Origin of the sequence: Nocardia sp. CA-128927 (assembly GCF_050955855.1) — a bacterium.
Classification (GTDB): Bacteria; Actinomycetota; Actinomycetes; order Mycobacteriales; family Mycobacteriaceae; genus Nocardia.
Genome location: NZ_CP192087.1, coordinates 10,398,513 through 10,423,550 on the forward strand (window position 1 = coordinate 10,398,513; position 25,038 = coordinate 10,423,550).

The following is a 25,038-nucleotide window of genomic DNA, read 5'->3' on the forward strand; positions in this document are numbered from 1 at the left end:
GGTCGAGACGAGCCGCCGATTCGGGGGTAGTGCGTCTTGGGATGGATCGGAGCTCGATGGTGCGCAGTCGTGCAGCGCTCACGACCACGGCGGTGACGGCCGTGGCCGAGCTGCTCGGCGTCGACGCGACCGCCGTCTGCACCGACGCGCCGTTCGCCGATCTGGGCCTGAACTCCACCCAGCTGGCCCGGCTGACGGCGCGTCTAGAGGATGCCATGGGAGTCGAGGTTTCGCTGACCGCGATGTACGACTACCCCGACATAGACCAATTGGTCGAGTTTCTCGCGATGCGATGACCGGGATATCCATCGTCGGGATCGGCTGCCGAGTACCGGGAGCCGGGAACGGCGACGAATTCTGGCGGCTGCTGCTCGCGGGACGCGACGCCACCGGGCCGCCACCGGCCGGGCGACTCGGCACCAGGCACGGCGGATACCTGGACGGCGTCGACTCGTTCGACAACGAGTGGTTCGCCCTCGCCGAGCGGGAGACCACGCTGATGGACCCACGGCAGCGACTGGCCATGGAGGTCGCCGTCGAGGCCCTCGACGATGCCGGGATAGGTTATCGCGCAAAGGGTTCGGGTGCCGCGGTGGTCTTCGGTGCGGGCAGCTACGACCACGGCATCGCGGTGCTCGGCCGGGACGGTTTCGATGCGCCCTACGCCGTCACCGGATCGGCGCTCAGCATCATCGCCAACCGTCTGTCGTATGTGCTGGATCTGCGCGGGCCGAGCCTGGTGCTGGACAGCGCGTGCTCGTCGTCGCTCGCCGCGGTGGACCTGGCGGTGCGGCTGCTCGCCGACGGCACGGTGCCCTTCGCGATCGTGGGCGGGGTCAATCTCACGCTACTGCCGCACGCCTCGGACTACCTGGCGGAGAGCGGATTGCTGGCGTCCGACGGACACGCCAAGCCCTTCGACGTGACCGCCGATGGCTACGCGCGCGGCGAGGGATGTGCCGTGGTGATCTTGCAGCGCACCGAGGACGCGGTGCGCGAAGGTAATCGGGTGTACGCGGAGATCGCCGGGACGGCGGTCGGGTCGGATGGCCGCTCCAACGGGCTGCCCGCACCGAACGGTCGCGCACAGCAGGACACGTTGCGCGCCGCCTGGTCGCGCGCCGAACTCGAGCCGCGGACCGCCGGGTATATCGAATGCCACGGCACCGGAACGGTGGTGGGCGACGCGGTGGAGGTCGGTGCGCTGGCCGCCGTTGTCGCGCAAGATACTTCGGCGAGCGCCGACCCGATCTGGATCGGTTCGGTGAAGTCCAACATCGGGCACCTCGAGGCGGCCGCTGGCGTCGTCGGCCTGATCAAGGCGGCGCTGGCTATCCACCACGGCGTCATCGCGCCCACGATCGGCTTCGGCACCGAGCACCCGCTGTTGAAGTTGGCCGAGCGCGGGCTGCGAGTGCCGACCGCACCGGTCGACTGGAGCACGGTGCCGCTCGGCGAACGTCGCGCGGGCGTCAGCTCGTTCGGCATCGGCGGCACCAACGCGCACGCGGTGCTGCGGGGCATCGAGCTGCCGCAGGCTGTTCGCGGCGACGATCCCCCGATATTGATCCCGGTCAGCGGGCGCGATACGAAGGAGCTGAACGCGCAGGCGCTTCGGTTCGCCGATCAGCTCGAACTCGGCGACGAGCCGCTGCGTGAATTCGCTTCCGCTGCGGCCAGATTGATACCGGCTCGATCTCGGGCATGCGTGCTGGTGCGCGACCGCGGAGACGCGGTGCAGCAGCTGCGCGCTGTGCCGCAAGGCGATTCGAGCACGGAAGTGATCGGACCGTCCGCGACACGGCGGCGAGGCGGCGTGTTGTTCTTGTTCGCCGGGCAAGGCGGACAGCATCCGGCGATGGGGCGGGCACTTGCGGCACGACACATCGACTTCGCCGGTGCGTTGGCCAGGGCCGCCGACGCGATCGTCGCGGCCGGTGGTCCGCGGGTCTGGACACCGCGGCGCGGCTTCACGATCACGCACTCGAGCAACGGAAATGGCTCGCACGCTGCGGCGCTCGTGCAGCCCGCACTCTTCGCGTTCCAGGTGGCGATGGCGGAGTTGCTGGCGGCCTGGGGCATTGTGCCGGACGCGGTGACCGGGCACGGGCTCGGCGAGATCGCCGCGGCCGCCGCCGTCGGCGCGCTGTCGCTGTCCGATGCGGCACTGATCGTGGTGCAACGCAGCAAGATCCACGCCGTGCCGGATGACCGAGCGGCGATGGCACTGCTGGCCGCGGCACCGGACGAGGCGGCGAAGCTGGTGGAGCCGATGCGCACGCAGGTCGGCATCGCGGCGATCAACGGTCCGCGGTCGGTGGTCGTCTCCGGTACCCCGCGCTACATCGATACGCTCGTCCGGCGGGCCAAGCGTCGCGACATGTCCGCGCTGCGGATCAGCGACGACTCGGCCGAGTACAACCAGCTACTCACCACTCTGCCAACAGAATTCGTCGAAGTCCTCGCAGAGCTGAAACCCATGGCACCGCGCGTGCCCGTGTACTCGACCGCCCGCCGCGCCGAACTGATCACCAGCGCAGCCATGGACAGCGACTACTGGGTCGAGAATGCTTCGGGAACAGTCGAACTCGCTGCCGCACTGGAGCGTGCCGCAGCGGACGGGTTGTCGACGGTGCTGGAAATCGCACCACATCCGTTGTTGATTCCGGCCGTGCGGGAGTACCCCGAGTTCCGCGACGGTGCGCACCCGGTAGCGACCCGCGACGACGAGGCCGACGAGTTCCTCACCTGCGTCGCCCGGCTCCATCTCGAAGGACGACCGGTCGACTGGTCCGCACAGGGCCCGTTCAATACCGCGCCACGGCGTGTGTGGCGCAAGCGTCGGTTCCCGCTGATCACCGCCTCGGCGGAGCCGGTGGCCGCCGAATCCGTCTTTCCCCCTGACGATCTCACCGATCACGTGATCCACGGTGTGCCGACCGTGCCCGCGGCGTTCTGGCTGCGCAGGCTGCTGCATCTGGCGCGCAACGGCGCCGGGGCAGCAACGGTGCTCACCGATTTCGTGGTGCACGAACGGACCGCGCTCTCGGCATTGCCGGAGGTGAGCTATCGCAGGCACGGCGACGGAAGTGTACGGGCGGAGGTCGCGGAGGCCGCAGCGCTGGCATCGGCGCGGCCGGTCGGCGACCCCACACCCGCGGATATCGTCGCATGGATGCGGGTGGTCGATGCCAATCGGGCTGGGCGACACCGGATGCGGATGATCGCGCCCGCCGCCTTCTACACCGAGCTGCACCGGTTGCGGCTGGAGTACGGGCCGCGTTTCCGGGTGCTGCGCGGCATCGCTGTCGGCCCGGACGGCGCGATCGGCCTGTTCGACGTCGCCGAATTGCACCGCACCGCAACGCTGACCGGCTGCCTGCAGCTGTTGGTCGCCACCGGGTACGACGAGCTGCCCGCCGAGGTGATCCCGCAGCCGATCGGTATCGAATCCGGGTGGCTGTCCGCCGAGCCGAATCGGACCGTCTTGGAGGCGCACGCGTTCATCCGCGAGCGCACGGCCACCGGGCTCACCGGCGACATCATCGGTACCGACCAGCACGGTGTGCCGTGTCTGGCGCTGTGCGGTGTGCGAATTCGGTTCGCCGGATTGAACTCTCCCGCACGCGGCTCCGTCACACCGCGAGTTGCCCTGCGCCCGGCCCCCTTCCGCCAGGAGGTGTGGCAGGCCCGCGATCCCGAGTTCTTCGGCCTCGACAGTTCCGATCCCGGCAATCAGATTGCCGAGCGCGCCTTGGTGATCGGCGAATCGAACCTGGCCGCCCGGTTGGCCGACGCGCTCGACGCGACGCTGCCCACCGACCGGGTGGCCCGCGAACCCGACGCCGCCAACCCCCTCATCACCGCCTTGCCGATGGGGCTCACCGGCAGCGCGCACACCGCGGTGGTCCTCGTCTGGCCGACCGAAACAGATTCGTCGACAACGAAATCCGATCCCATCGGTCCCGGCCGGAGCTCCGTGGCGACGACGTGTCGGGTCCTCGATCTACTCCAGCGGGTGCACGCCGACGTCGGCACCGCGTCCTTGACGGTCGTGCTGCCGGATCCCACCGCTACTGAGCACCGTGGCAACCCGGATGTTCTTGCGGCACCGCAGGCGATCGCGGGTCTGGTGCGCTCCCTGCAGCTCGAATCCGGCCGTGCGATCCGCCTGATCTGGACCGATGCGGACCCCCGGAACCTCGCACCGATCTGTCGGCTCGTCGCGGGGCCGATCACCGCGTCCCAGTTCCCGGACGAATTACGCATCTCCGCAGGCGATCTCGCCGTCCGCCGGTTCACCCCCGCGCGACCGCGACCGACCTCGACCACCATCGACGCCACCGGAACCTACGTGGTCACCGGCGGATTGGGCACGGTCGGCGCGGTCGCGGTGCGCTGGCTGCTCGATGCGGGGGCCCGCGACGTGGTGGTGCTCACCCGCGCGCCCCGCCCGGTGCCACCGCTGCTCGACGGACTGGAGGACCGGATCGTCGTGGTCCGCTGCGATGCCGCCGACCGGCGGGATCTGGCCAACGCGCTCAACGATATCCGCGAATGCGGCTCGACCATTCGCGGCCTCGTGCACGCGGCAGGCACGACCGCCGACGCCCCCTTCGCCGCCACCACCCCCGAGCACCTCACCACGACGTTCTCCCCCAAACTCACCGCGGCAGGCAACCTGATCGACCTCACCGCTGCCGACCCCACCGACTTCATTCTGCTGTTCTCCGCCGCCACCGGCGCGCTCGGCGGGCCAGGAAAGTCCGCCGAGGCCGCCGCCAACGCCGCGATGGACTCGCTCGCGCTGATGTATCCGGAGCGCGGTGTGCTCAGCATCGGCTGGGGCGGGTGGGCGACGGGTTCGGCTGTTCGGCAGGCGGGTATCGCTGCCTTCGACACCCGGCACGGCGCCGCGCTGCTGTCCGAGGTGCTGCGATACACCGGGACATACCTCTCGGCAGTGGACTACACCCCGACGGTCGACACCTCGCCCATGGCGATCCGGCTGTCGAATCTCCTTGTCCCCGCAGCACCCACCAGCGAGGCTTCGTGACACCCTGCAACACCCTCGCCGCGCGGATCGCCGAATTGGCCGCGACCCAGCCCGACACGGTCGCCTACACCGAGCTCCGGTACCGGATGCACGAGCAGCTACCCGTTTCCGTGACGTACGCCCGTTTGCACTCCGCCGCAGGCGAACTCGCCGCGCGCCTTCGTGTCGGTAGCGCTCCGGGCGACCGGGTCGCCATCCTCTGCGCGCATGGACTCGACTATGCCGTCGCGTTTCTCGCCTGCCTGTACAGCAATCGTATTGCCGTGCCGTTGTTTCCGGCGGCAGGCACCCGCAACAAGGCACGGTTGCTTGCGGTGCTGGCCGACGCGAGACCCACCCTCGCGCTGCTGTCGCACGGCGACTCGACCAGCGGGCCTGTACTCGGCCCCATGCTCGGTCAGGCTATCGAGCTGGTGCCGGATGTCACTGTGGCGTCGGTGGATTCGACCGAGCCGGTGATCGATCCGATCCGCGGTGAACTCGCCTACCTGCAATACACGTCGGGCTCGACCCAGTCGCCCGCCGGAGTCCGAGTGACCCATACGAACATGACGACAGCACTCGAACAACTACGGCAGGCATTGCAACCCACACCGGGCAAACCCATCCTGACCTGGCTGCCGTTCTTCCACGACATGGGCCTCATCCTCGGCATGGCGCTGCCCCTCTATTGCGGCGTGCACGGCTTGACCATGTCGCCCGCGGAATTCGCGAAGCGGCCGATCCGGTGGTTGCGCGCCGTGAGCGACTATCGCGCGGGCATTACCGGCGGACCCAATTTCGGCTTGGCTCTGACGATTTCCGCTACGACGCCGGAGGAACGGGCCGGGCTCGACCTGTCCGGGCTCGACATGCTGCTCAACGGTTCCGAGCCGATCCGGGCCGACGCGCTCGCCGAATTCACCGAGACCTTTGCCGAATACGGCTTCCGGCACCGGGCGCACACGCCCGGCTTCGGTCTGGCCGAGGCGACGCTGACCGTGACCATCTGCGACTGGCGGGACGAGCCGGTGTCGCAGCACTTCGACCGGAGCGCGCTCGCCGAGGGGCGGGCGGTGCCGCTGGCCGTCGACGCACAACCGCTCGGCGGGTCGCCGCTCGTCGGCTGCGGCGCACCGGCCGGCCAGGACGTGCGCATCGTGCACCCGGTGTCCTGCGCCGAGCTGCCCACCGGCCGGGTCGGCGAGATCTGGGTCGCGGGCGCGAATGTGTGCGACGGCTACTACGGCAGACCCGACGCCACCGCCGAGACCTTCCACGCCACCTTGCGCGGCAGCGGCGCCAGCTGGCTGCGCACCGGCGACCTCGGCTTCTGGTTCGACGACCAGCTCTACATCGCGGGACGGCGCAAAGACGTGATCGTCGTCGACGGCCGCAATCACTTTCCGGGCGATATCGAGGCGACGGTCGAGGCCTGCGCCACCGAGATCCGGCCGGGACACGTGACGGCGTTCGGGCACGACGACGGGCGCCGCGAAGACCTGGTGATCGTGGCCGAGCTGCGGGCGGTCGAGGCCATCGAACCCGCCGAACTCTCGGTGCTCGCCCGCCGGATCCGCACCGCGGTCGCGGCCGCGCACGAGGTGATGCCCGGCTCCGTCATGCTGGTCGAGCCCGGCCGGATTCCGAAGACCACCAGCGGAAAGCTGCGGCGCGGTGAATGCCGGGCCCGCTATATCGCCGGTCAGCTCGACCCGGTGGCGATGATCTGAGCTCGCCCGAAACACCGTCGAGTTCCCGCTGATCCGGGTCGTCGGCCGCGATGATGAGGCGCATGGCGACCGACATCATCTCCGTGCAGTGGAAAGACGAGCCCGAGGAGCACGACTATCCGGCAGCCGCCGACTACCTGGAGCTGCTGGCCGGGCCGAAGGTGGTCAGCGCCGTGGTGGACGACCTGCGGGCGGGGCCCATCGTGTACAAGAAGGCCAAGGATATTCTGCGGGCTGCGGGGCTCGAGCTGCTGCCGCCGGAGAATGCGCATGTCCGGCGGGACCTCATCAAGATCAACAGCGGTAAGTCGCTGTCGCCGATCCTGTTGGTGCGCGGCGATTTCCGCACCGGGACGCCGCTGGTGATCGCCGACGGCTACCACCGGATCTGCGCGATCCACTGGGCCGACGAGAACATCGCCATTCCGGCGAAGATAGCCGCCATGCCGTGACCTTCTCCACCCTCGCGCTGGTGCTCGCGCTCGGCCTGTGCGGTCCGCTGCTCGCGCTGCGTAGTTCGTGGCACGTGCCGGTGATCCTCGGCGAGGTGATCGCCGGAATTGTCTTCGGCGCCACCGGGTTCGGAGTGTTGCACAGTGCCGACCCGATCTTCACGTTCCTTGCCGATATGGGTTTCGCGGTGGTCATGTTCGTCGCCGGAACCCATGTACCGGTGCGTGATCCGGCGGTGCGCTCCGCCCTCAGTGTCGGGGCGGTGCGCGCGGTTCTGGTCGGGTTGCTCGCTGGCGCAGCGGGATTCGGCATCGCGCGCTGGTTCGATACCGGGCACGGTGCGATGTACGCGGTGCTGTTGGCTTCGTCGTCGGCGGCGCTGGTGTTGCCGATCATCGATTCGCTCGGGCTGCAGGGTAAGCCGGTGCTCGCGTTGACCGCGCAGGTCGCGATCGCGGATACGGCCTGTGTGGTGGCGTTGCCGTTGGCGATCGACCCGGATCATGCAGGGCGTGCGGCGCTCGGTGCGCTCGCGGTTGCCGCCTGTGGCGTCGTGCTTTTCGTGCTGTTGCGGTGGCTGGCGCGGTCGGGTGTGCGACGCAAGGCACATCGGTTGTCCGAGGATCGCAAGCTCGCGCTCGAGCTGCGGGTGAGTCTTGCCGTGCTGTTCGCGCTGTGTGCGGTGGCCACGCAGACCAAGGTGTCGATCATGTTGGCGGGTTTCGCGGCCGGGCTCGCGGTGGCTGCGATCGGTGAGCCGCGGCGGGTGGCCCGGCAGTTGTTCGCGATCAATGACGGGTTTCTCGGGCCGTTGTTCTTCGTCTGGCTCGGCGCTCGGCTCAATCTGCGTGATTTCGGCGAGCATCCTCGGCTCATCGCGCTCGGTCTGGCGCTCGGTGTGGGCGCGGTGCTCGTTCACCTGGTGCCGCGGTTGATCGGTCAGCCGGTCGGTTATGGCGCGCTCGCGGCGGCGCAGATCGGGGTTCCGGTCGCGGCGGTCACCGTCGGCACCGAGTTGCAGGTGCTGGTGCCGGGGGAGGCGGCGGCGCTGATGCTCGGTGCGCTGTGCACTATCGCGGCGGCCGCGGTGGCGGCGAATCGCTTGGCCGCGCGGGCGCCTACGCAGGCCGCTTCGACGTAGCTCTCACTCGTCGGCGCGGCCGAGCAGTCGATCCGTTTCGCGCCGTTCGCGTTTGGTGGGTCGGCCGGACCCGCGGTCGCGTCGCGGCATGGTGGCGAGGATCTCGCGGGAGGGCGGTGGCGGGCTGCGGTCGATCAGGCATTGCGCGGCGAGGGGAGCGCTGACGCGCTTGGTGACGATCTGCTCGACGATCACGATGCGTTCGACGCCGCTGATGCGGATGCGCACTTCATCACCGGGCTTGACCGACTGGGCAGGCTTGGCCGCAGCACCATTGACGCGGACGTGCCCGCCTCGGCAAGCCTCGGCGGCAGCGGATCTGGTTTTGAACAGGCGCACGGCCCAAGTCCATGAATCGACTCGGGCCTGCGTCGCGGTGCTCTTGTTTCCGTTTGCACGGATGCCGTTTTCGGCGGGGGTCACTCGTTAGACGATACGGCGTGCGGTGACGATATCGCCCTGGCGGAGCGGGGTGTAGGAGACGGGCGAGCCGGACTGAACGGCGTTGAGCAGCTTGCCGTCACCCGCGTAGATGCCGACGTGGCCGCCACCGTTGGTCACGACGATGTCGCCGGGCTGCAGGTTCTGGAAGGCCACCGGAGCGCCGACGTGCGACTGCTCGAAGCTGGTGCGGGGGAGTTCGACGCCGGCCTGCCGGTAGGCCCACTGGACCAGACCCGAGCAGTCGAAGTTGGAGGGGCCAGCGGCACCCCAGGAGTACATCGCACCCACCTTGGTCTTGGCGGCGTCGAGCGCGATATCGCTGGGGCTGGGCGGAGCCTGGTTGAACAGACCGGGCATGTTCGGCGCGAAGTTGGGGATGCCGGGGGCAGTCTGCTGCTGCGGTGCGCCGGGAACCTGTGCGTTCGGCATGGCCGAGACGGCCTGCTGAATCTGCTGGTTGAGTTGCTGGACCGGCGCTTCGTATTCCTGTGGCACAGGAACATCGAAGTTTCCGAGTCCGGGGAGGTTGATGGTTGCCGCCATCGCGGGGATCGCGGGCATCGCGCCGGTTGTCGCGGCCACCGCGCCCATGACGAGGGCACCCTTGACGGAATTCGGCAAGCGCGAATCCCGCTGCATGCTGTGTTTACCCACCGAGCTACGTCTCCGATCTTCGTACTCTCCCGCCGACCGGACAGCGACCAGAAAATGGCCGCAAGGTATCACCCAACCGAACACTGTGGGTGTTCCCGGCACGGCTGCCGGGAAGATGGCCCCGACGGCCGCTAAGGCGGTAACTGTGTGGCGCCGCTTCTCTTTCGAAACGACAGGACTCCACTAAGTCACGAAGAGATTACGATGCCGACGCGGTGTTGTCCAGCGCACAGACCTGGTAGTTTTCCGATCCCGACAAACTCCCTGGACGATCGCCCGGAATCCCGACACGCCCATCGGGTCACGACACGATATCGGCGAATAAGTGTCTGTTACCGATCGGTGGCAAATGTCCGAATCGTCCGCTGGGAATTCAGGATTCGCGGCCGTTGGAAGCCTCGCCGTCGCGTTCGGCGAGCGCCTGCTCGAGTTCGGCGATCCGGCGGCGCGCATCGGCGAGGCCGACTTCCAGCTGACCGAGCGCCATCACCAACGGGCCGACCGCCAGGTCCGCGACGAGTTGTGGATCGTCATAGCCGCGCTCTATCGCCACCAGGATGTTGGAGCGGATGCGTTGCGCCACCGTGGCGCCCACGGGAACGTTCCAGGACTCGACCACCTCGGCGGTGGTCGGGGTCGGTTCGTCGGACATGCCCCTCCGATACTCGCTGGAAACGCCACCAGCGTAATGACTTCCGTGCGCAAAACAACGGTGCGAGAGCAATCGTGCAATACCGACCGCTAGCAATATCTAGGACACGCCGTAGATACGGGCAGATTTCGCGGACATAACGGGCTACGGTGTGTGGGCATGGACCCCGTGCGGAATCCGTATGCTCCCGGAGCCGGACAGCGCCCACCCGAATTAGCCGGGCGCGACAAGCAACTCACCGCTTTCGACATCGTGCTGGAGCGCATCGCGCGCGGCCGGCCGGAACGCAGCGTCATGCTCACCGGCCTGCGCGGCGTCGGAAAAACGGTGCTGCTCAATCAACTTCGCTCCACCGCCATCTCGCGCGGCTGGGGCACCGGCAAGATCGAGGCGCGGCCGGATCAGGAACTGCGCCGCCCGCTGTCCTCCGCGCTGCACATGGCCGTCCGCGCGATCGCCATGGCACACCGCAATCCGGAGCGGGTGGACGACTTCCTCGGCATCCTCAAGGCTTTCGCGCTGCGCGCCACCGCGGACAAGGGCATGCGGGAACGCTGGCAGCCCGGCATCGACGTGCCCGCGGTCACCGGCCGCGCGGATTCCGGCGACATCGAGATCGACCTGGTCGAGCTGCTGGTCGAGGCGGCCGCGCTGGCCAGCGAAATCGGTGTCGGCATCGCGATTTTCATCGACGAGATGCAAGACCTCGGCCCGGCCGACATCTCCGCGATCTGCGGGGCCTGCCACGAATTGAGCCAGGACACCGCGCCGCTCATCGTCGTCGGGGCCGGACTGCCGCACCTGCCCGCGGTGCTGTCCGCGTCGAAGAGCTACTCCGAGCGACTGTTCAGTTATCACCGCATCGATCGACTGGACCGCGAATCCACCGACCTCGCGCTGATCGCGCCCGCCGAACGCGAGGAGGTGAAGTTCACCGACGAAGCGCTGGATGCGCTGTACCACAAGGCCGATGGTTATCCGTACTTCGTGCAGGCCTACGGCAAGGCGGCCTGGGATCAGGCGCCGGAGAGCCCGATCTCGGCCGAGGATGTCGAGGTGGCCTCGCCGACCGCGGAGGAGGAACTGGCGGTCGGCTTCTTCGGCTCCCGCTACGAACGGGCAACGCCGGCCGAGCGAGAGTACATGCGCGCCATGGCCGATCTGGCCGGCGACGACGGTCCGGTGGCGACCTCGGCGGTGGCCAGCGAACTAGGCCGCAAGCCCGCCTCGCTCTCGCCCGCGCGCGACGGACTGATCAAGAAGGGCCTGATCTACTCGGCCGAGCGCGGCACGATCGGATTCACCGTGCCGCACTTCGGCCGCTACCTGCGCAGCGTCTGAGCTCGGAAACCGGGCAATACGAACATGGCCGGGTAGCTCCTTATTAACTTGTCTACCAAGATCATTAGAGATCGATAGAAATCAATCGACCTGCAGCCCTACCGGCGAGTAACTAAAGTTCCTACACTCGAATGTGATCCTGATCACGTCCGAGGAGGACATCATGGCGACAGCCGCGAAAGTCGACGCCACCGAAGAGCAGGCCCGCGCACTGGTCGAGGAATCCCGCGAAACCAGCTGGGCCAAACCATCGTTCGCGAAGGAGATGTTTCTCGGAAGGTTCCGGCTCGATCTGATCCACCCCTACCCCCAGCCGGGGGCGGAGGACGCCGCCCGCACCGCGGCCTACCTGGCCAAGCTGCGCCCGTTCTGCGAATCCATCGACGGCCGGGTGATCGAGGCCGAGGGCCGGATTCCGGACGAGTACGTCAAGGGGCTCGCCGAACTCGGCTGCTTCGGCCTGAAGATTCCGGAATCCTATGGTGGACAGGGGCTTTCCCAGTTCGGCTACAACCGCGCGCTGATGCTGGTCGGCTCGGCCCACCCGAGCCTCGGCGTGCTGCTCTCGGCGCACCAGTCGATCGGCGTGCCCGAGCCGCTGAAGCTGGCGGGCACCGATGAGCAGAAGGCCGAGTTCCTGCCCCGCTGCGCCGCGGGCGCGGTCAGCGCGTTCCTGCTCACCGAGCCCGACGTGGGTTCCGACCCGGCGCGGATGGCGAGCACCGCGACCCCGATCGAGGACGGAACGGCCTACGAGCTCAACGGCGTCAAGCTGTGGACGACCAACGGTGTGGTCGCCGAGCTGCTGGTGGTGATGGCCAGAGTGCCCAAGAGCGAAGGGCATCGCGGCGGCATCTCCGCGTTCGTCGTCGAGGCGGATTCGCCGGGCATCACGGTGGAGCGGCGCAATGCGTTCATGGGCCTGCGCGGCATCGAGAACGGCGTCACCAGGATGTTCAATGTGCGGGTGCCACGGGCGAATCTGATCGGCCGCGAGGGCGACGGCCTGAAGATCGCGCTGACAACCCTCAACGCGGGCAGACTGGCGATCCCGGCGCTGTGCACCGCGTCGGCGAAGTGGTCGCTGAAGATCGCCAGGGAGTGGAGCACCGAGCGGGTGCAGTGGGGCAGGCCGGTCGGTGAGCACGAAGCGGTCGGTCAGAAGATCTCCTTCATCGCCGCGACCACCTACGCGCTGGAGGCGGCGCTCGACCTGTCCGCAGCCATGTGCGACGAGGCGCGCAACGACATTCGGATCGAGGCAGCGCTCGCCAAGCTGTGGGCCAGCGAAATGAGTTGCACCATCGCCGATGAGCTCGTGCAGATCCGCGGCGGGCGCGGTTACGAGACGGCGGCCTCGCTCGAGGCACGTGGCGAACGCGCGGTCGGCGCCGAACAACTGGTCCGCGATCTCCGCATCAACCGCATCTTCGAGGGTTCCAGCGAGATCATGCGGCTGCTGATCGCCAGGGAGATGGCCGACGCGCACATGTCCGCCGCGGGCGCGCTGGTGGACCGCAATGCCGAGTTCAAGGACAAGGCCAAGGCGGCGGTCGGCGCGACCGGCTTCTACGCCAAGTGGTTCCCGCAGCTCGCGGTCGGCTCGGGCACCGTGCCCGCGACCTATACCGAATTCGGCACGCTGGCAAAGCATCTGCGGTTCATTGAGCGCAGCTCGCGCAAGCAGGCCAGGTCGCTGATGTACGCGATGGGCCGCTGGCAGGCGGGACTGGAGTACAAGCAGAACTTCCTCGGCCGGATCGTCGACATCGGCGCCGAGCTGTTCGCGATGTCGGCGGCCTGCATGCGGGCGCAGTCGTTGCGCACCGCGAACGCACCGGAGGCCACCGCAGCGACGGAGCTCGCGGACGCCTTCTGCAAGCAGTCACGGGTCCGGGTGCGCAGGCTGTTCGACGCGCTCTGGGACAACACCGACGACGACGATCGCACGTTGTCCCGCGGCGTGCTCACCGGCCGGTACACCTGGCTGGAAGAGGGCGTCTTCGATCCGAGCGAGGGCACGGGTCCGTGGATCGCCGAGTGGCAGCTCGGCCCGTCGACCGAGGAGAACCTGCTGCGCCCGTTCCTGCCGTCCACGCGCAGCCACTCCGCACCCTGACCCCAGACGGTCGGCCGCCCGCCGGGCGTCACGTTCGAGCACGTCGTGCGCGCACGTGACGTCCGGTGGGTGCATCGTCAGGCGAGTATTCGGGAGTATCGCTCGATCACTAGATAGCCGTAGATTCCCCTCACGGTAGCAACGAACACCCTCGGGCCGAACGTCTCCATGACGATCGAGGTGGGCGACAACAAATCTGGTTGGAAGACGATTCGAGGCGTTCGGTAAATGACCGGACGCGAAGGTTCGACCGAAGAATCTTCGCAACTATAGGAAAAACACTAGATATAGGTAGATAGAGGTAGTGGCGCGGCCATCCTTGCAGAATCTAGGGGAGTCTAGGAAATACGGACGAAGGCTCGATACTCGGCGAGCGATGATCGACCATGGGCTTCTACCGGAATCTAGCGCCTGGCCTAGAGGTTCGTAGCTTCTCCGATCGAGGGTGCCCGTCAGCTCCCAGATACATCCCATGCGTCAGTTGGACAACTTGTCCATAACGCCGGGTATGAGCTGGTAACGCAGCGGAAATGTATATCGACAACCGGGCAAGAACGCTCCGCAGGGATGCACCCTCCACAGGAGGACCTCATGTCCATGACGATCGCCCGCTGCGCCGCCGATTACGACGGTCACCGTGTCACGGTGTCGGCCGAGGACGGCATCCCGATCTCGGTGCGCACGTTCGGCACCGAATCCGCGTCCGTCACCGTCGTCTTCGTGCACGGCCACTGCCTGCGCACCGAATCCTGGTCCTTCCTGCGCGACCAGCTGCTGCGTCAATGGGGCGCCGAGACGCGGATGGTCTTCTACGACCATCGCGGCCACGGCGAATCCGGCGAAGCGCACCCCTCGACGTACACCATCGACCAGCTGGGCCGCGATCTCGACACCGTGCTGCGGACGGTCGCGCCGACCGGACCGGTGATCCTGGTCGGGCATTCGATGGGCGCGATGGTCGTGCTCGCCTACTCCCGGCTGTTCCCCGAGACGATCGGCACCCGCATCGTCGGCGTCGGCCTCATCGCGGGCGCCGCGAACGGCCTCACCGAGGTGGGGCTCGGCCGGTTCCTGAAGCGCCGCGCGGTGAACTCGCTGCAGGTGGCCGTGGTGCGCGCGCCGCGGGTGATGCAGGGCTCGAAGCGGTTTTCCCGCCGGATCTTCGAGCCGATCATGCGCGCGGCGAATTCCGGAACCAGGCGGGTGAATCCGCGCATGGTCGCGGTCGCCACCGCCATGCTGAACGACACACCGCTGCTGACCATGTCGAGCTTCCTCGCCTCGCTGATCACCTTCGACGAGACCGCGACCCTGCACCGGCTCGGCACCATCCCGGCGCTGGTGCTGGCGGGCACCGCGGACATCGTGGTGCCGTTCGCGCACTCGGTGGTGCTGGCCTCGCAGCTGGCCGGTTCGCAGCTGGTTCCGCTGGAAGGGGCCGGGCACAGCGTGATCTTCGAGCGGGCCGAGGAGGTCGCGCTGTCCATCGTCGGACTGGTCGATCAGGTCGTCGCCGGGATGCGCGGGCAGGGGCCGGAGTACGCGGTCGCCGGATGAGTGCTCGCCGGCGCCGGCTCACCGAAATTGACCGATCGGTGGTTCACACCAAGCGCGACTTCCGATCGCGAGCAACACTTGGGCGAACTACCGAACATTGGCAGCCGACGAGCCAGATCAGAATTCTTTCTGTACTGTGTTAAAGATCACGTTGTGTGGTGAGTCACACGGCTTGGTGCAGCGCGCTTCCAGGCAGAACATGGAAGTACCCGTTACCCACCGAGTTCGCATGTCTGCCAGGAACACAGGAGGTATCGATGACACGCAGCGAAATCGCGGAACTCCGCTACACGGTCGGCCAGCTCCGGCAATCCATTGGCGCACTGCGGGCCTACTACGGTGACGCCAACATGGTGCGGCGACTGGAGAACGACCTCGAGCGGCTCGTCATCGACGCCGACGAGCTCGAGCAGTCGCCGCCGCCGGAGCTGCACCGCCGCCCGCAGGACACCATCTACGTCCCGGACAGCAAGTCCGACGAGGCGGCCTGGATGGGCGCCCAGGACGAGGGCCTCGGCTTCCATTCCCGGCCGAGGACCAAGTAGCGCAAGACTGAGCTTCGCGGGCCCACTCCGTGCCGGTAGGCCCGCGAAGTGCTGTGCTTGCCCGCTGCGCGATCAGGCGCGGTGGCGGCCGAACCGGCGGGCCGGACGGGCCCCGTGGAACCGGGCGCCGCGCGGCGTCTCGACGATCGGGGCGGACCCGGCCGATTCGAACAGTGCCGCGATGCCGTGGTCATGGCCGAGGGCGATCGCCTCCAGGCCGTAATTGCCGCCGGTGCGGGCGAGTTCGTGCAGCATCGTAGTCATGATCCGCAGACCGGTGGCGCCGACGGGATGACCGAGCGCGATGGCCGAGCCGTTCACATTGAGCCGGTCGCGCGGATCGAGATCCCATTCCCGGGCCAGCGCAAGCACTTCCACCGCGAAACCCTCGTTCACCTCGACCAGATCGATCTCGTCCAACGCGACCCCGGTCCGGCCGAGCAGCTTGGCAACGGCTGGCGCCGCGCCGAGAGTCGCTGTCTCCGAATCACATCCGGCCGCGGCCCAGCCGACCAGATACGCCATCGGGGTCAGGTCGAGATCGACCAGGCGGTCCTCGGCGACAACGAGACACGCGGACGCGCCGTGCCGATGGGCGCTCATGTTGCCCGCGGTGACCACGCCGTTCGCGAGCAGCGGACGCAGCGCGGCCAAGGTGTACGTGGAGACATCGTCACGCACGCCTTCATCACGCAGAATGCGATGTCCCCCGGTGCCTTCGAGCCCCGGGTCGGCCCAACCCGGCTCATCCACCACGCCGACCGGAATCACCTCGGCGGCGAAAGTGCCCTGCCGCCAGGCGCGCGCGGCCTTGCGATGGCTGGCCACCGCGAACTCGTCGGCTTCGATCCGGCTGATGCCGTAGTAGCGGGCCAGGTCCTCGGCGTTCATCAGATCGGACGTGCTGGCCGATTCGCCATGGCAGGCAACGGCATCCGCGGCGCACTCCACGCCACCGGCCACCACCACGTCGGCGGCACCGGTCTGCACCATCATGGCCGCGGTGATCACCGCCTGCAGGCCGCTGCCGCAGCGGCGATCGGTCAGGAATCCGGGAACGGCGAACGGTAGACCCGCGCCGCGCGCGGCAAGCCTGCTCAACTCCGGGCCGGTAGCCAGACCCCCGTCGATACACGCCATCGCGACGTCCTCGATGCGCATCGGGTCGATCCCGGAACGTTCGATCACCGCGGACAGCACCGTCGAAGCCATCCATTCCGGCGGCATTCCGGACAGCGCACCCCCCTCAATACCACTCGGCGTCCGCACCGGCGCAACTATCGCGGCTCTTCTCATCTTGGTGCTCCTTCCCCCGGCCAAGTCCGGCGCGACGCGGAATCAACGCACGTCAGCGGGTACATCTCGAGGAAAGAGGACCACAAATATGTTGCCTCCGTGTGACAACCGGCGCGTCGGTATTTCGACTTCAGGTTTCATTTAGCCGGACAGGCCTCGAATGCTGTTCTGTTTTAGTCGAGTTCGAAGAGTTTGCGGTCCGTTCACCGCTCAACCGCGGCTGATGAAGTGACATCCGATGTGGCGCAAATCACGGGCATCCGGGCGGGTCTGGAATACCGGGACCCCGCTCGAGCGATAGCGGGCGTGTCGTATGGTGCTGGGCATCACATTCGATTTGCGGAGGTATCGATGACCAACCGCACAGCAGATCAGCGAGGCATCCACCTGTGAGTGAGCGCAGCGATCGAACCAAAAACACAGCGCCCACGGCATTCACGACGGTGCCGAGCGTTAGCGAGGCGCGGTCGTGAGTGCCGCACCGACCACCAACCCGGAAACGGGGACCGGTGTCTTCAGCAAGACCAGGGCCCGAATCTCCGAACGCACGCTGCGCACCGACCGATGGTGGGTTCCACCACTGGTCACGGTGCTCGGGCTCGGCGCGTTCGTTATCTACGCGACGATCAGATCCTATGTGCGAACGGCATATTGGGTTCCGGACTACCACTACCTGACGCCGTTCTACTCGCCGTGCCTGAGCACCTCGTGTGTCGAGGGCGCCAGCCATTTCGGCACGCCGTTCGGCGATCTGCCCACGATCATTCCGCTCGGCTTCGTGGTGCTGCCGTTCCTGCTCGGCTTCCGGCTGACCTGCTACTACTACCGCAAGGCCTACTACCGGGCCGTGTGGTTCTCCCCGCCTGCCTGCGCGGTCGCCGAGCCGCACGCCAAGTACACCGGCGAGACCAGGCTGCCGCTGATCATCCAGAACGCGCACCGCTACTTCTTCTATGTGGCCATTGTGGTTTCGGTGATCAACACCTACGACGCGATCGTCGCGTTCCACGGCAAGGACGGCGGCTTCGGTCTCGGCCTCGGCAACTTCGTGCTGTGGCTGAACGTGATCCTGCTGTGGGCGTACACGCTGTCCTGCCATTCCTGCAGGCACATCGCGGGCGGGCGGCTCAAGCACTTCTCCGCCCATCCGGTGCGCTACTGGTTCTGGACCCAGGTCTCCAAACTGAACACCCGGCATATGGCACTGGCCTGGACCACCCTCGGCACCCTCGTGCTGACCGACTTCTACGTCATGTTGGTTGCCAGCAAGACGATTTCGGACTTGCGGTTCATCAACTGATCCGCCCCAACCCCAGGAGTATTCGCGGCCATGCCAGAAGTGGAACGGCACAAGTACGACGTCGTCGTCATCGGGGCCGGTGGCGCAGGATTGCGCGCGGTGATCGAGGCCAGAGAACACGGCCATTCCGTCGCGGTGGTGTGCAAATCCTTGTTCGGCAAGGCGCACACCGTGATGGCCGAAGGCGGCTGCGCCGCGTCGATGGGCAATGCCAACGAAAAGGACAACTGGCAAACGCATTTCAAGGACACGATGCGTGGTGGCAAGTTCCTGAACAACTGGCGCATGGCCGAACTGCATGCCCAGGAGGCACCCGACCGGGTGTGGGAGCTGGAAACCTATGGGGCACTGTTCGATCGGACCGCCGACGGTCGGATCAGCCAGCGCAACTTCGGCGGCCACACCTACCCGCGGCTCGCGCACGTCGGTGACCGCACCGGCCTGGAAATCATCCGCACCATGCAGCAGAAGATCGTTTCGCTGCAGCAGGAGGATTTCGCGGCGACCGGTGATTACGAGTCGCGCATCAAGGTCTTCTCCGAATGCACCATCACCGAACTGCTGAAGGACGGCGACCGGATTTCCGGCGCGTTCGGCTACTGGCGTGAATCCGGCCGATTCATCCTGTTCGAAACGCCCGCAGTGGTTTTGGCGACCGGCGGCATCGGCAAATCGTACAAGGTGACCTCGAATTCGTGGGAGTACACCGGCGACGGCCACGCGCTCGCGCTGCGCGCCGGGGCGACGCTGATCAACATGGAGTTCCTGCAGTTCCACCCGACCGGCATGGTCTGGCCGCCCAGCGTCAAGGGCATCCTGGTCACCGAGGGTGTGCGCGGCGACGGCGGCGTCTTGAAGAACACCGACGGCAAGCGGTTCATGTTCGACTACATCCCGCCGGTCTTCAAGGGGCAGTACGCCGAGACCGAGGAGGAGGCCGATCAGTGGTTGCGCGACAACGACTCCGCGCGCCGCACCCCCGATCTGCTGCCGCGGGACGAGGTCGCGCGCGCGATCAACGAGGAGGTCAAGGCCGGTCGCGGAACTCCGCACGGCGGCGTCTTCCTCGATATCGCCTCACGGATGCCCGCCGACGAGATCAAGCGCCGCCTGCCGTCCATGCACCACCAGTTCAAAGAGCTTGCGGACGTGGACATCACGGCGGAGCCAATGGAGGTCGGGCCCACCTGTCACTACGTGATGGGTGGTGTCGAGGTCGATCCCGATACCGGGGCGGCGACGGTGCCCGGTTTGTTCGCCGCGGGTGAGTGTTCCGGCGGCATGCACGGCTCCAACCGGCTCGGCGGCAACTCGCTGTCGGACCTGCTGGTGTTCGGCCGCCGGGCCGGGCTCGGCGCCGCCGCGTATGTCGAGCAGCTCGGCGAACGGCCGACGATCACCGACGCCGACATCACCGCGGCCGCGAAAGTCGCACTCGCGCCGTTCGATCCGCCCACCGAGGGCGCGGGCGAGAACCCGTACACCCTGCACACCGACCTGCAGCAGACGATGAACGACTTGGTCGGCATCATCCGCAAGGAGCACGAGGTGCAGGAGGCGCTGACCAAGCTCGACCAGCTTCGCGCCCGGTTCAAGCAGGTCACCGTCGAGGGGCACCGGCAGTTCAACCCGGGCTGGCACCTCGCGCTGGACCTGGAGAACATGCTGCTGGTCAGCGAGTGCGTCGCGAAGGCGGCGTTGCTGCGCACCGAGAGTCGCGGCGGGCACACCCGCGACGATCACCCATCGATGGATCCCGGCTGGCGCAACAAGCTGCTGGTCTGCTCGGTGGATCCGAACACGGCGGGGGAGACGATCCCCGATGTCACTGTGACGCCCAAGGATCAGACCCCGATGCGGCCGGAGCTGCTCGCCCTGTTCGACCTCAGCGAGCTGGAGAAGTACTACACCCCGGGCGAAACCGCCGGGCATCCGGCGACGGCCGGGCAATCGACAGAGGGAAAGGCGTAGCGATGGGTTACGACGCCAAATTCCGCGTGTGGCGCGGCGACCTCGACGGCGGTGAGCTGCACGACTTCACCGTCGCGGTGAACGAGGGCGAGGTGGTGCTCGACATCATCCACCGGCTGCAGGCCACCCAGGCGCCCGATCTCGCGGTGCGCTGGAACTGCAAGGCAGGCAAGTGCGGTTCCTGCTCGGCCGAGGTGAACGGGCGGCCGCGCTTGCTGTGCATGACCCGGATGTCCACCTTCACCGAGGCCGATGTCATCACGGTGACCCCGATGCGCACCTTCCCGGTCATCAAGGACTTGGTCACCGACGTGTCCTTCAACTACCAGAAGGCCAGGGAGATCCCGTCGTTCACGCCGCCGGCCGATCTCAAGCCGGGTGACTACCGGATGAAGCAGGTCGATGTCGAGCGCTCGCAGGAGTTCCGCAAGTGCATCGAATGCTTCCTGTGTCAGGACACCTGTCACGTGGTGCGTGACCACGAGGAGAACAAGACCTCGTTCGCCGGGCCGCGGTTCCTGATGCGGATCGCGGAGCTGGAGATGCATCCGCTGGACGTCGGCGATCGGCGCGACCTGGCCCAGGACGAGCAGGGGCTCGGGCTCTGCAACATCACCAAGTGCTGCACCGAGGTCTGCCCGGAACACATCAAGATCACCGACAATGCGTTGATTCCGATGAAGGAGCGCGTGGCGGATCATAAGTACGATCCGCTGGTGTGGTTGGGTAACAAGCTGTTTCGTCGCTGACCGGCTATTTCAGCGCTGACAATATGCCCTCCGGCCTGACCGGAGGGCATACCCATTTACAGCATGGCCACCACGCCGACGGCAACAACGCCGACAAGCACACCGATAAACAGCGACGACACCAGCGAGCCGGTGAGGATGAACAGGCCGACGGCCGTCACGGCAAACAGCAACGCGACGATCAGCCATTCGACCCAATCCCCAGGTCGCAATTTCTTGTACCGGGAGTGGGAACCTTTGAGCCCACGGTCCACAAAGAGTGGTCTACCCGATTGTTATCCAAGCGAAACTTAAGCTGAGCCCGGCGCGCTGACGCGGCCGGGCTTTGGTCAGCTACTCGGGGCGGTCGAACTCGCCGTCGTGCACTCCCGCGGTGAACGCGGCCCACTCGGCGGGGGTGAAGACCAGCACCGGGCCGTCGGGGTTCTTGCCGTCGCGCAGGCCGATGTGACCGTCCGCGAGCAGGGCCACCTCGACGCTGTCCTTGCCTTCGCCCTCGCCCGCCTTGCGCCAGGTCGCGCCGGCGAGATCTACATTCGCGCCGTTATTGATGCTCACGACAACTCCTTCGTTGGAGCCGGGGTGACGAACGGATGAATTCTTCGTTCATTACCCCGGCTGTGAACGTAAACTACTGCGCCCCAAAAAGATCGATACTCACACCGCGAACTCTTTCGCCACCTGCCGGAGTAGCTGCCGACTGGTCTGGATATCCAGTGCGGCGCGCTGGAGGGACTCGTGCGCCCGATGGTACCGCTGCACATCCACCGGTCTTTCGAGATAGAGATCCCCGGTAAAGCCCTCCACGTACACCACCGGCGGCTCAACGGGATGTCCCTTGCCATCGGTGCCGAACTCCAGCACGGTGAACGGTCCGGTGGAATCCCCGAGCGGAATCCCTGCCGCGAACGGCAGAATGCGCACCGAGACATTGTCACTGGTGCTCAAATCGGCGAGATGTCGTAGCTGTGCCGCCATCACTTTCACGCCACCGACCACGCGGCGCAGCACCGATTCGTGCAACACCACGGCAACCTTTGCGGGGGAGGCTTTCCTGGTGATCAATGCCTGCCGCTGCAACCGCAGCTGCACGCGGCGCTCCAGCTCGCTCTCCGAATCGTCCGGATAGCCGAGACGATGCAGAGCCCTGGCGTAGTCCGCGGTCTGCAGCAGACCGAGCACCAGTTCCGATTGGTAGGAACTGAGTTGCTGGGCCGATGCCTCCAAACCCACGTAGACATCGAAGTTTTCGGGGATCAGGTCGCCGTAGGCGTGCCACCAGCTCTTCACCGCCGCCTGCTGGGCCAGGCCCTTGAGGCCGTCGGCCAGCTGCTCGTGGATGCCGTAGATGCGGCACAGTTCCTGGATGTCGATGGTGCGGATGCGATCGGCCTGCCCCTTCTCCAGGCGCTGCAAAGTGCTTGCGCCCCACTCCATCAGGCGCGAGGCCTCGGCGATGGTGAGTCCCGCCTGGGTGCGCCAGTCGCGCAGATACCGGCCTAGCTGCCTGCGCGGTAGGGTGGAGGAAGCGCTCTCGATACCGGACGGTTTGTCGAACCCGCCCGGCGCTCGCTCCGAACTCGTTGACGCTCTTGCCGAACTCGCTGACACAGCACGCTCCGTTCTGTGTTCGGCTGCTCACCCGTGATTTTCCGGGGGCAACCAGCAAGCTCGGTTCCCCGTCACTTCGCTTGGGCAGCGGGCTCTTTCGTCCACTATGGAGAATCCTCCCCTCCCGGCTGGTTTTCGTGCTGGGAATTCGCGCGAAATCTTTGGATATCCATCGCGGGCGTTGTTTCGTGCACCCGTCAATGGTGTGCTGGAAGTATGCCCGGACGGATCGAACGCCCTCCCCGGCGTCCCGCCTCGGAATCTCCGGGCACTCAGCAGGAGTCGCCCGCAGGAACGAGGAGTCATGGCTGTACATGTCATTGCGTCGTCCTTGATGACCAGCGATCTCACCGCGCATCGCGCGCGCAGTGTCGGACACGGGAGCTGGGTGGTTTCCTACCTGCCCGGCCGCACCCTGACGTGCGCGCAAGCCGTTGCCGCGCTGCGGGTTGCCGAGGTGGTGCCGTCGCTGCTCGATCTGGTCGGCGAGCTCGCCGACGAGGTCGGCCTGACCGCGCTGGAGGCGGTCGGCATGGCGGTGCGGCAATCCTCCTGGCCGGAGGAACGTCCTGATCCGACCCGACATCGATGGAGCCTCGGCGCGCACCCGGCGGAGGTCGCCTGATGCAGCTCACCAATCTGAATATGCACGTGGCCGCCATGCTGGCCTGCGGCGCCGACCCCGGCGTGCTGACTGTCGAGCAGGCCCATGCGGCCATGCAGTTGCACCTCGATTGCACCGTCGACCGGTGCCGGGTGCGGCGTCGCGCGCGGGCGACGCTGGTCGAGGCGGGGAAATGCGTGCTCGACGAGCGCGCGCTGCCGTCCTGAGCGCGCACCACAGCTGACCGAAACCGGGCCGATCCGCTACCGTTCTCTGCGCGACGAGGTACGTGAGAGGCGAGTCTGGTGTTGGTGCGGGTGTTCCGGCGGTCGGTGGCGGTGGTTGCGGTTTCGGTGCTCGCCGCCGTGCCTGTGTACAGCAATGCCGCACCGGCAGACGATGCACGCCCGGTCGGCATGGACCGGTTCTACGGCCAGCAGCTGCAATGGCATCCCTGCGACATCGCGAATCTGGACAAGGCCGGCGGCGAGTGCGCCGACGTGCTGGTGCCGCTCGACTACGGGCGGCTGGACGGCCGGACGATGACCGTGGCGATATCGCGGGTCAAAGCCACCGATCCCGCTCGGCGCCAGGGGATTTTGCTGGCCAACCCGGGCGGGCCCGGCGGCGAAGGACTGGACAGTATCGATCTGCTCGGCGATGTGCTCACGCCGGAGGTAATGGCGACGCACGACCTGATCGGGATGGATCCGCGCGGGGTCGGCGAGTCGGGCAAGAGCCCGCGCTGCGGCTGGCCGGTCGGCGAGATGATCCGCTCGGCCGGTCTGGATCCGCTCGGCTTCGTGCACGACACCGTGCAGTCGGCGGGCATGGCCGCGGGCTGTCTGATCCATGACCCGGAGGCGATGCGGCAGTTCACCACTCGCAATACCGCCAGGGACATGGACGTCGTGCGCGGTGTGCTCGGCGAGCAGACGATCGACTACTTCGGGTTGTCCTACGGCACCTATCTCGGCGCGGTGTTCACGCAGATGTTCCCGGACCGCAGCGGGCGGATCGTGCTGGACAGCGCGATCGATCCGGACCGGTATTGGGAAGGCCTGGTACAGGATTGGGGTCCGGCGAACGAGCGCGCGCTGGACGACTGGGCGACGTGGGTCGCGCCGAAGGACGACACCTACCGGCTCGGCGCGACGCCGCAGCAGGTGCGGGCCACGGTGGAGAGCCTCGTACGCAGTGTGGCGTGGCAGCCGATCGTGGTCGACGGTTTCGCGATCGACGATCACTGGCTGCCGTTCGTGCTGCACGGGATGCTGATGAACTTCCGGCTGAATGAGAAACTGGCCGCTGTGGTGCGGGAGCTGGCCGATGCGGCGGGTGGGCCGCCGACGACGGCGCGCGCCTTGGCTCAAAGCCATCGTGGAATCGTTGCGGGACGGCGAGGACTCGAAGTTGGCGCAGATCGCCTGCGGTGACGTCGGAGTGCCGCGGGATCCGGGCTGGTACTGGCGCAACATCGAAGAGACCCGGGCGACGCAACCGGTGTTCGGGGCGTTGGCGAGCAACATTCAGCCGTGCGCGTTCTGGGCGGGGCCGGTGGAACCGGCGACCGTGGTGCGCAATGCGGTGCCCGCGCTGATCCTGAATTCGACCGGGGATCCGCGGACTCCGTACGGGCCTGCGGTTCGGTTGCATCAGGACATGTCCGGGTCGCGGTTGGTCACGTTGCAGGATGTGCGTATTCACATGACGTTTCGGCCGGGGCTCAGTGGGTATGTGAACGATGCGATCAACACCTACTTCGGCGACGGGACGCTGCCTGCTGAGGACACGACCTGTTATGCGGATCAGCCGAGTCCGTAGCATCGCGGT

General features: G+C 67.0%; 23 protein-coding genes. 16 read left to right on the top strand and 7 right to left on the bottom strand.

Annotated features, from left to right (window positions below; translation table 11 throughout):
* Positions 1–56 precede the first annotated feature (56 nt).
* The 5 genes from ACQPW1_RS48280 to ACQPW1_RS48300 all read left to right on the top strand — a co-directional run bounded on the left by ACQPW1_RS48280 (position 57) and on the right by ACQPW1_RS48300 (position 8,362).
* Positions 57–296 carry an acyl carrier protein gene (locus ACQPW1_RS48280; RefSeq protein WP_433660626.1) on the top strand — a complete coding sequence of 80 codons (240 nt, stop codon included), beginning with the start codon at positions 57–59 and terminating at the stop codon, positions 294–296.
* A complete protein-coding gene (locus ACQPW1_RS48285) occupies positions 293–5,056 on the top strand; it encodes an SDR family NAD(P)-dependent oxidoreductase (RefSeq protein ID WP_433660627.1) in 4,764 nt (1,587 codons plus the stop codon). Before ACQPW1_RS48280 ends, ACQPW1_RS48285 begins: the two co-directional genes overlap by 4 nt.
* Complete coding sequence (locus ACQPW1_RS48290; protein ID WP_433660628.1) at positions 5,053–6,768, top strand: fatty acyl-AMP ligase; 1,716 nt, start codon at positions 5,053–5,055, stop codon at positions 6,766–6,768. Before ACQPW1_RS48285 ends, ACQPW1_RS48290 begins: the two co-directional genes overlap by 4 nt.
* A gap of 62 nt (positions 6,769–6,830) precedes the next feature.
* Positions 6,831–7,220, top strand: a complete 390-nt coding sequence (locus ACQPW1_RS48295) for a hypothetical protein (protein ID WP_433660629.1) — start codon at positions 6,831–6,833, stop codon at positions 7,218–7,220.
* A complete protein-coding gene (locus ACQPW1_RS48300) occupies positions 7,217–8,362 on the top strand; it encodes a cation:proton antiporter (RefSeq protein WP_433660630.1) in 1,146 nt (381 codons plus the stop codon). Before ACQPW1_RS48295 ends, ACQPW1_RS48300 begins: the two co-directional genes overlap by 4 nt.
* Positions 8,363–8,365: 3 nt before the next feature.
* Here ACQPW1_RS48300 and ACQPW1_RS48305 read toward each other — a convergent pair whose 3' ends face one another.
* The 3 genes from ACQPW1_RS48305 to ACQPW1_RS48315 all read right to left on the bottom strand — a co-directional run bounded on the left by ACQPW1_RS48305 (position 8,366) and on the right by ACQPW1_RS48315 (position 10,112).
* Positions 8,366–8,785, bottom strand: a complete 420-nt coding sequence (locus ACQPW1_RS48305) for an RNA-binding S4 domain-containing protein (protein WP_433660631.1) — start codon at positions 8,783–8,785, stop codon at positions 8,366–8,368.
* A 3-nt stretch (positions 8,786–8,788) separates the two neighbouring features.
* Complete coding sequence (locus tag ACQPW1_RS48310; protein WP_433665563.1) at positions 8,789–9,397, bottom strand: C40 family peptidase; 609 nt, start codon at positions 9,395–9,397, stop codon at positions 8,789–8,791.
* Between the two features lie 436 nt (positions 9,398–9,833).
* Positions 9,834–10,112: a hypothetical protein gene (locus ACQPW1_RS48315; protein ID WP_433660632.1), complete on the bottom strand. Its 279-nt coding sequence runs from the start codon at positions 10,110–10,112 to the stop codon at positions 9,834–9,836.
* Between the two features lie 159 nt (positions 10,113–10,271).
* Here ACQPW1_RS48315 and ACQPW1_RS48320 point away from each other — a divergent pair, with 159 nt between their 5' ends.
* The 4 genes from ACQPW1_RS48320 to ACQPW1_RS48335 all read left to right on the top strand — a co-directional run bounded on the left by ACQPW1_RS48320 (position 10,272) and on the right by ACQPW1_RS48335 (position 15,674).
* Positions 10,272–11,453 carry an AAA family ATPase gene (locus ACQPW1_RS48320; protein WP_433660633.1) on the top strand — a complete coding sequence of 394 codons (1,182 nt, stop codon included), beginning with the start codon at positions 10,272–10,274 and terminating at the stop codon, positions 11,451–11,453.
* Between the two features lie 163 nt (positions 11,454–11,616).
* A complete protein-coding gene (locus tag ACQPW1_RS48325; RefSeq protein WP_433660634.1) occupies positions 11,617–13,572 on the top strand; it encodes an acyl-CoA dehydrogenase family protein in 1,956 nt (651 codons plus the stop codon).
* Positions 13,573–14,169: 597 nt separating this feature from the next.
* Entirely contained in the window at positions 14,170–15,129 is a 960-nt protein-coding gene (locus ACQPW1_RS48330) for an alpha/beta fold hydrolase (RefSeq protein WP_433665564.1), read from the top strand.
* 257 nt (positions 15,130–15,386) lie between these two features.
* Entirely contained in the window at positions 15,387–15,674 is a 288-nt protein-coding gene (locus ACQPW1_RS48335) for a hypothetical protein (RefSeq protein WP_433660635.1), read from the top strand.
* Between the two features lie 72 nt (positions 15,675–15,746).
* Here ACQPW1_RS48335 and ACQPW1_RS48340 read toward each other — a convergent pair whose 3' ends face one another.
* Complete coding sequence (locus ACQPW1_RS48340; RefSeq protein ID WP_433660636.1) at positions 15,747–16,970, bottom strand: acetyl-CoA C-acyltransferase; 1,224 nt, start codon at positions 16,968–16,970, stop codon at positions 15,747–15,749.
* Between the two features lie 469 nt (positions 16,971–17,439).
* Here ACQPW1_RS48340 and ACQPW1_RS48345 point away from each other — a divergent pair, with 469 nt between their 5' ends.
* From ACQPW1_RS48345 to ACQPW1_RS48355, 3 genes are read left to right on the top strand one after another with little or no spacing between them, the layout of a single operon-like run.
* Complete coding sequence (locus ACQPW1_RS48345) at positions 17,440–18,270, top strand: hypothetical protein (protein ID WP_433660637.1); 831 nt, start codon at positions 17,440–17,442, stop codon at positions 18,268–18,270.
* Between the two features lie 30 nt (positions 18,271–18,300).
* Positions 18,301–20,241 (top strand): fumarate reductase/succinate dehydrogenase flavoprotein subunit, encoded by a 1,941-nt coding sequence (locus ACQPW1_RS48350; protein WP_433660638.1) that lies wholly within the window; start codon positions 18,301–18,303, stop codon positions 20,239–20,241.
* A gap of 2 nt (positions 20,242–20,243) precedes the next feature.
* Positions 20,244–20,990 carry a succinate dehydrogenase/fumarate reductase iron-sulfur subunit gene (locus ACQPW1_RS48355; RefSeq protein ID WP_433660639.1) on the top strand — a complete coding sequence of 249 codons (747 nt, stop codon included), beginning with the start codon at positions 20,244–20,246 and terminating at the stop codon, positions 20,988–20,990.
* A 56-nt stretch (positions 20,991–21,046) separates the two neighbouring features.
* Here the strand turns inward: ACQPW1_RS48355 and ACQPW1_RS48360 are convergent, their stop codons facing one another.
* From ACQPW1_RS48360 to ACQPW1_RS48370, 3 genes are all read right to left on the bottom strand, one after another.
* On the bottom strand, positions 21,047–21,244 hold the full coding sequence (locus ACQPW1_RS48360) for a hypothetical protein (protein ID WP_433660640.1): 198 nt from the start codon (positions 21,242–21,244) through the stop codon (positions 21,047–21,049).
* Positions 21,245–21,323: 79 nt separating this feature from the next.
* A complete protein-coding gene (locus tag ACQPW1_RS48365) occupies positions 21,324–21,548 on the bottom strand; it encodes a DUF397 domain-containing protein (protein ID WP_433660641.1) in 225 nt (74 codons plus the stop codon).
* A 99-nt stretch (positions 21,549–21,647) separates the two neighbouring features.
* Entirely contained in the window at positions 21,648–22,529 is an 882-nt protein-coding gene (locus ACQPW1_RS48370; protein WP_433665565.1) for a helix-turn-helix domain-containing protein, read from the bottom strand.
* A 376-nt stretch (positions 22,530–22,905) separates the two neighbouring features.
* On the opposite strand from ACQPW1_RS48370, the gene ACQPW1_RS48375 reads away from it, so the two are divergent.
* The 4 genes from ACQPW1_RS48375 to ACQPW1_RS48390 all read left to right on the top strand — a co-directional run bounded on the left by ACQPW1_RS48375 (position 22,906) and on the right by ACQPW1_RS48390 (position 25,029).
* Positions 22,906–23,226 carry a hypothetical protein gene (locus ACQPW1_RS48375; protein ID WP_433660642.1) on the top strand — a complete coding sequence of 107 codons (321 nt, stop codon included), beginning with the start codon at positions 22,906–22,908 and terminating at the stop codon, positions 23,224–23,226.
* Entirely contained in the window at positions 23,226–23,432 is a 207-nt protein-coding gene (locus tag ACQPW1_RS48380) for a hypothetical protein (RefSeq protein ID WP_433660643.1), read from the top strand. Before ACQPW1_RS48375 ends, ACQPW1_RS48380 begins: the two co-directional genes overlap by 1 nt.
* Positions 23,433–23,510: 78 nt before the next feature.
* A complete protein-coding gene (locus tag ACQPW1_RS48385) occupies positions 23,511–24,641 on the top strand; it encodes an alpha/beta fold hydrolase (RefSeq protein WP_433660644.1) in 1,131 nt (376 codons plus the stop codon).
* Complete coding sequence (locus ACQPW1_RS48390; RefSeq protein WP_433660645.1) at positions 24,619–25,029, top strand: alpha/beta hydrolase; 411 nt, start codon at positions 24,619–24,621, stop codon at positions 25,027–25,029. The genes ACQPW1_RS48385 and ACQPW1_RS48390 overlap by 23 nt, the downstream gene beginning before the upstream one ends.
* Positions 25,030–25,038: the final 9 nt, after the last annotated feature.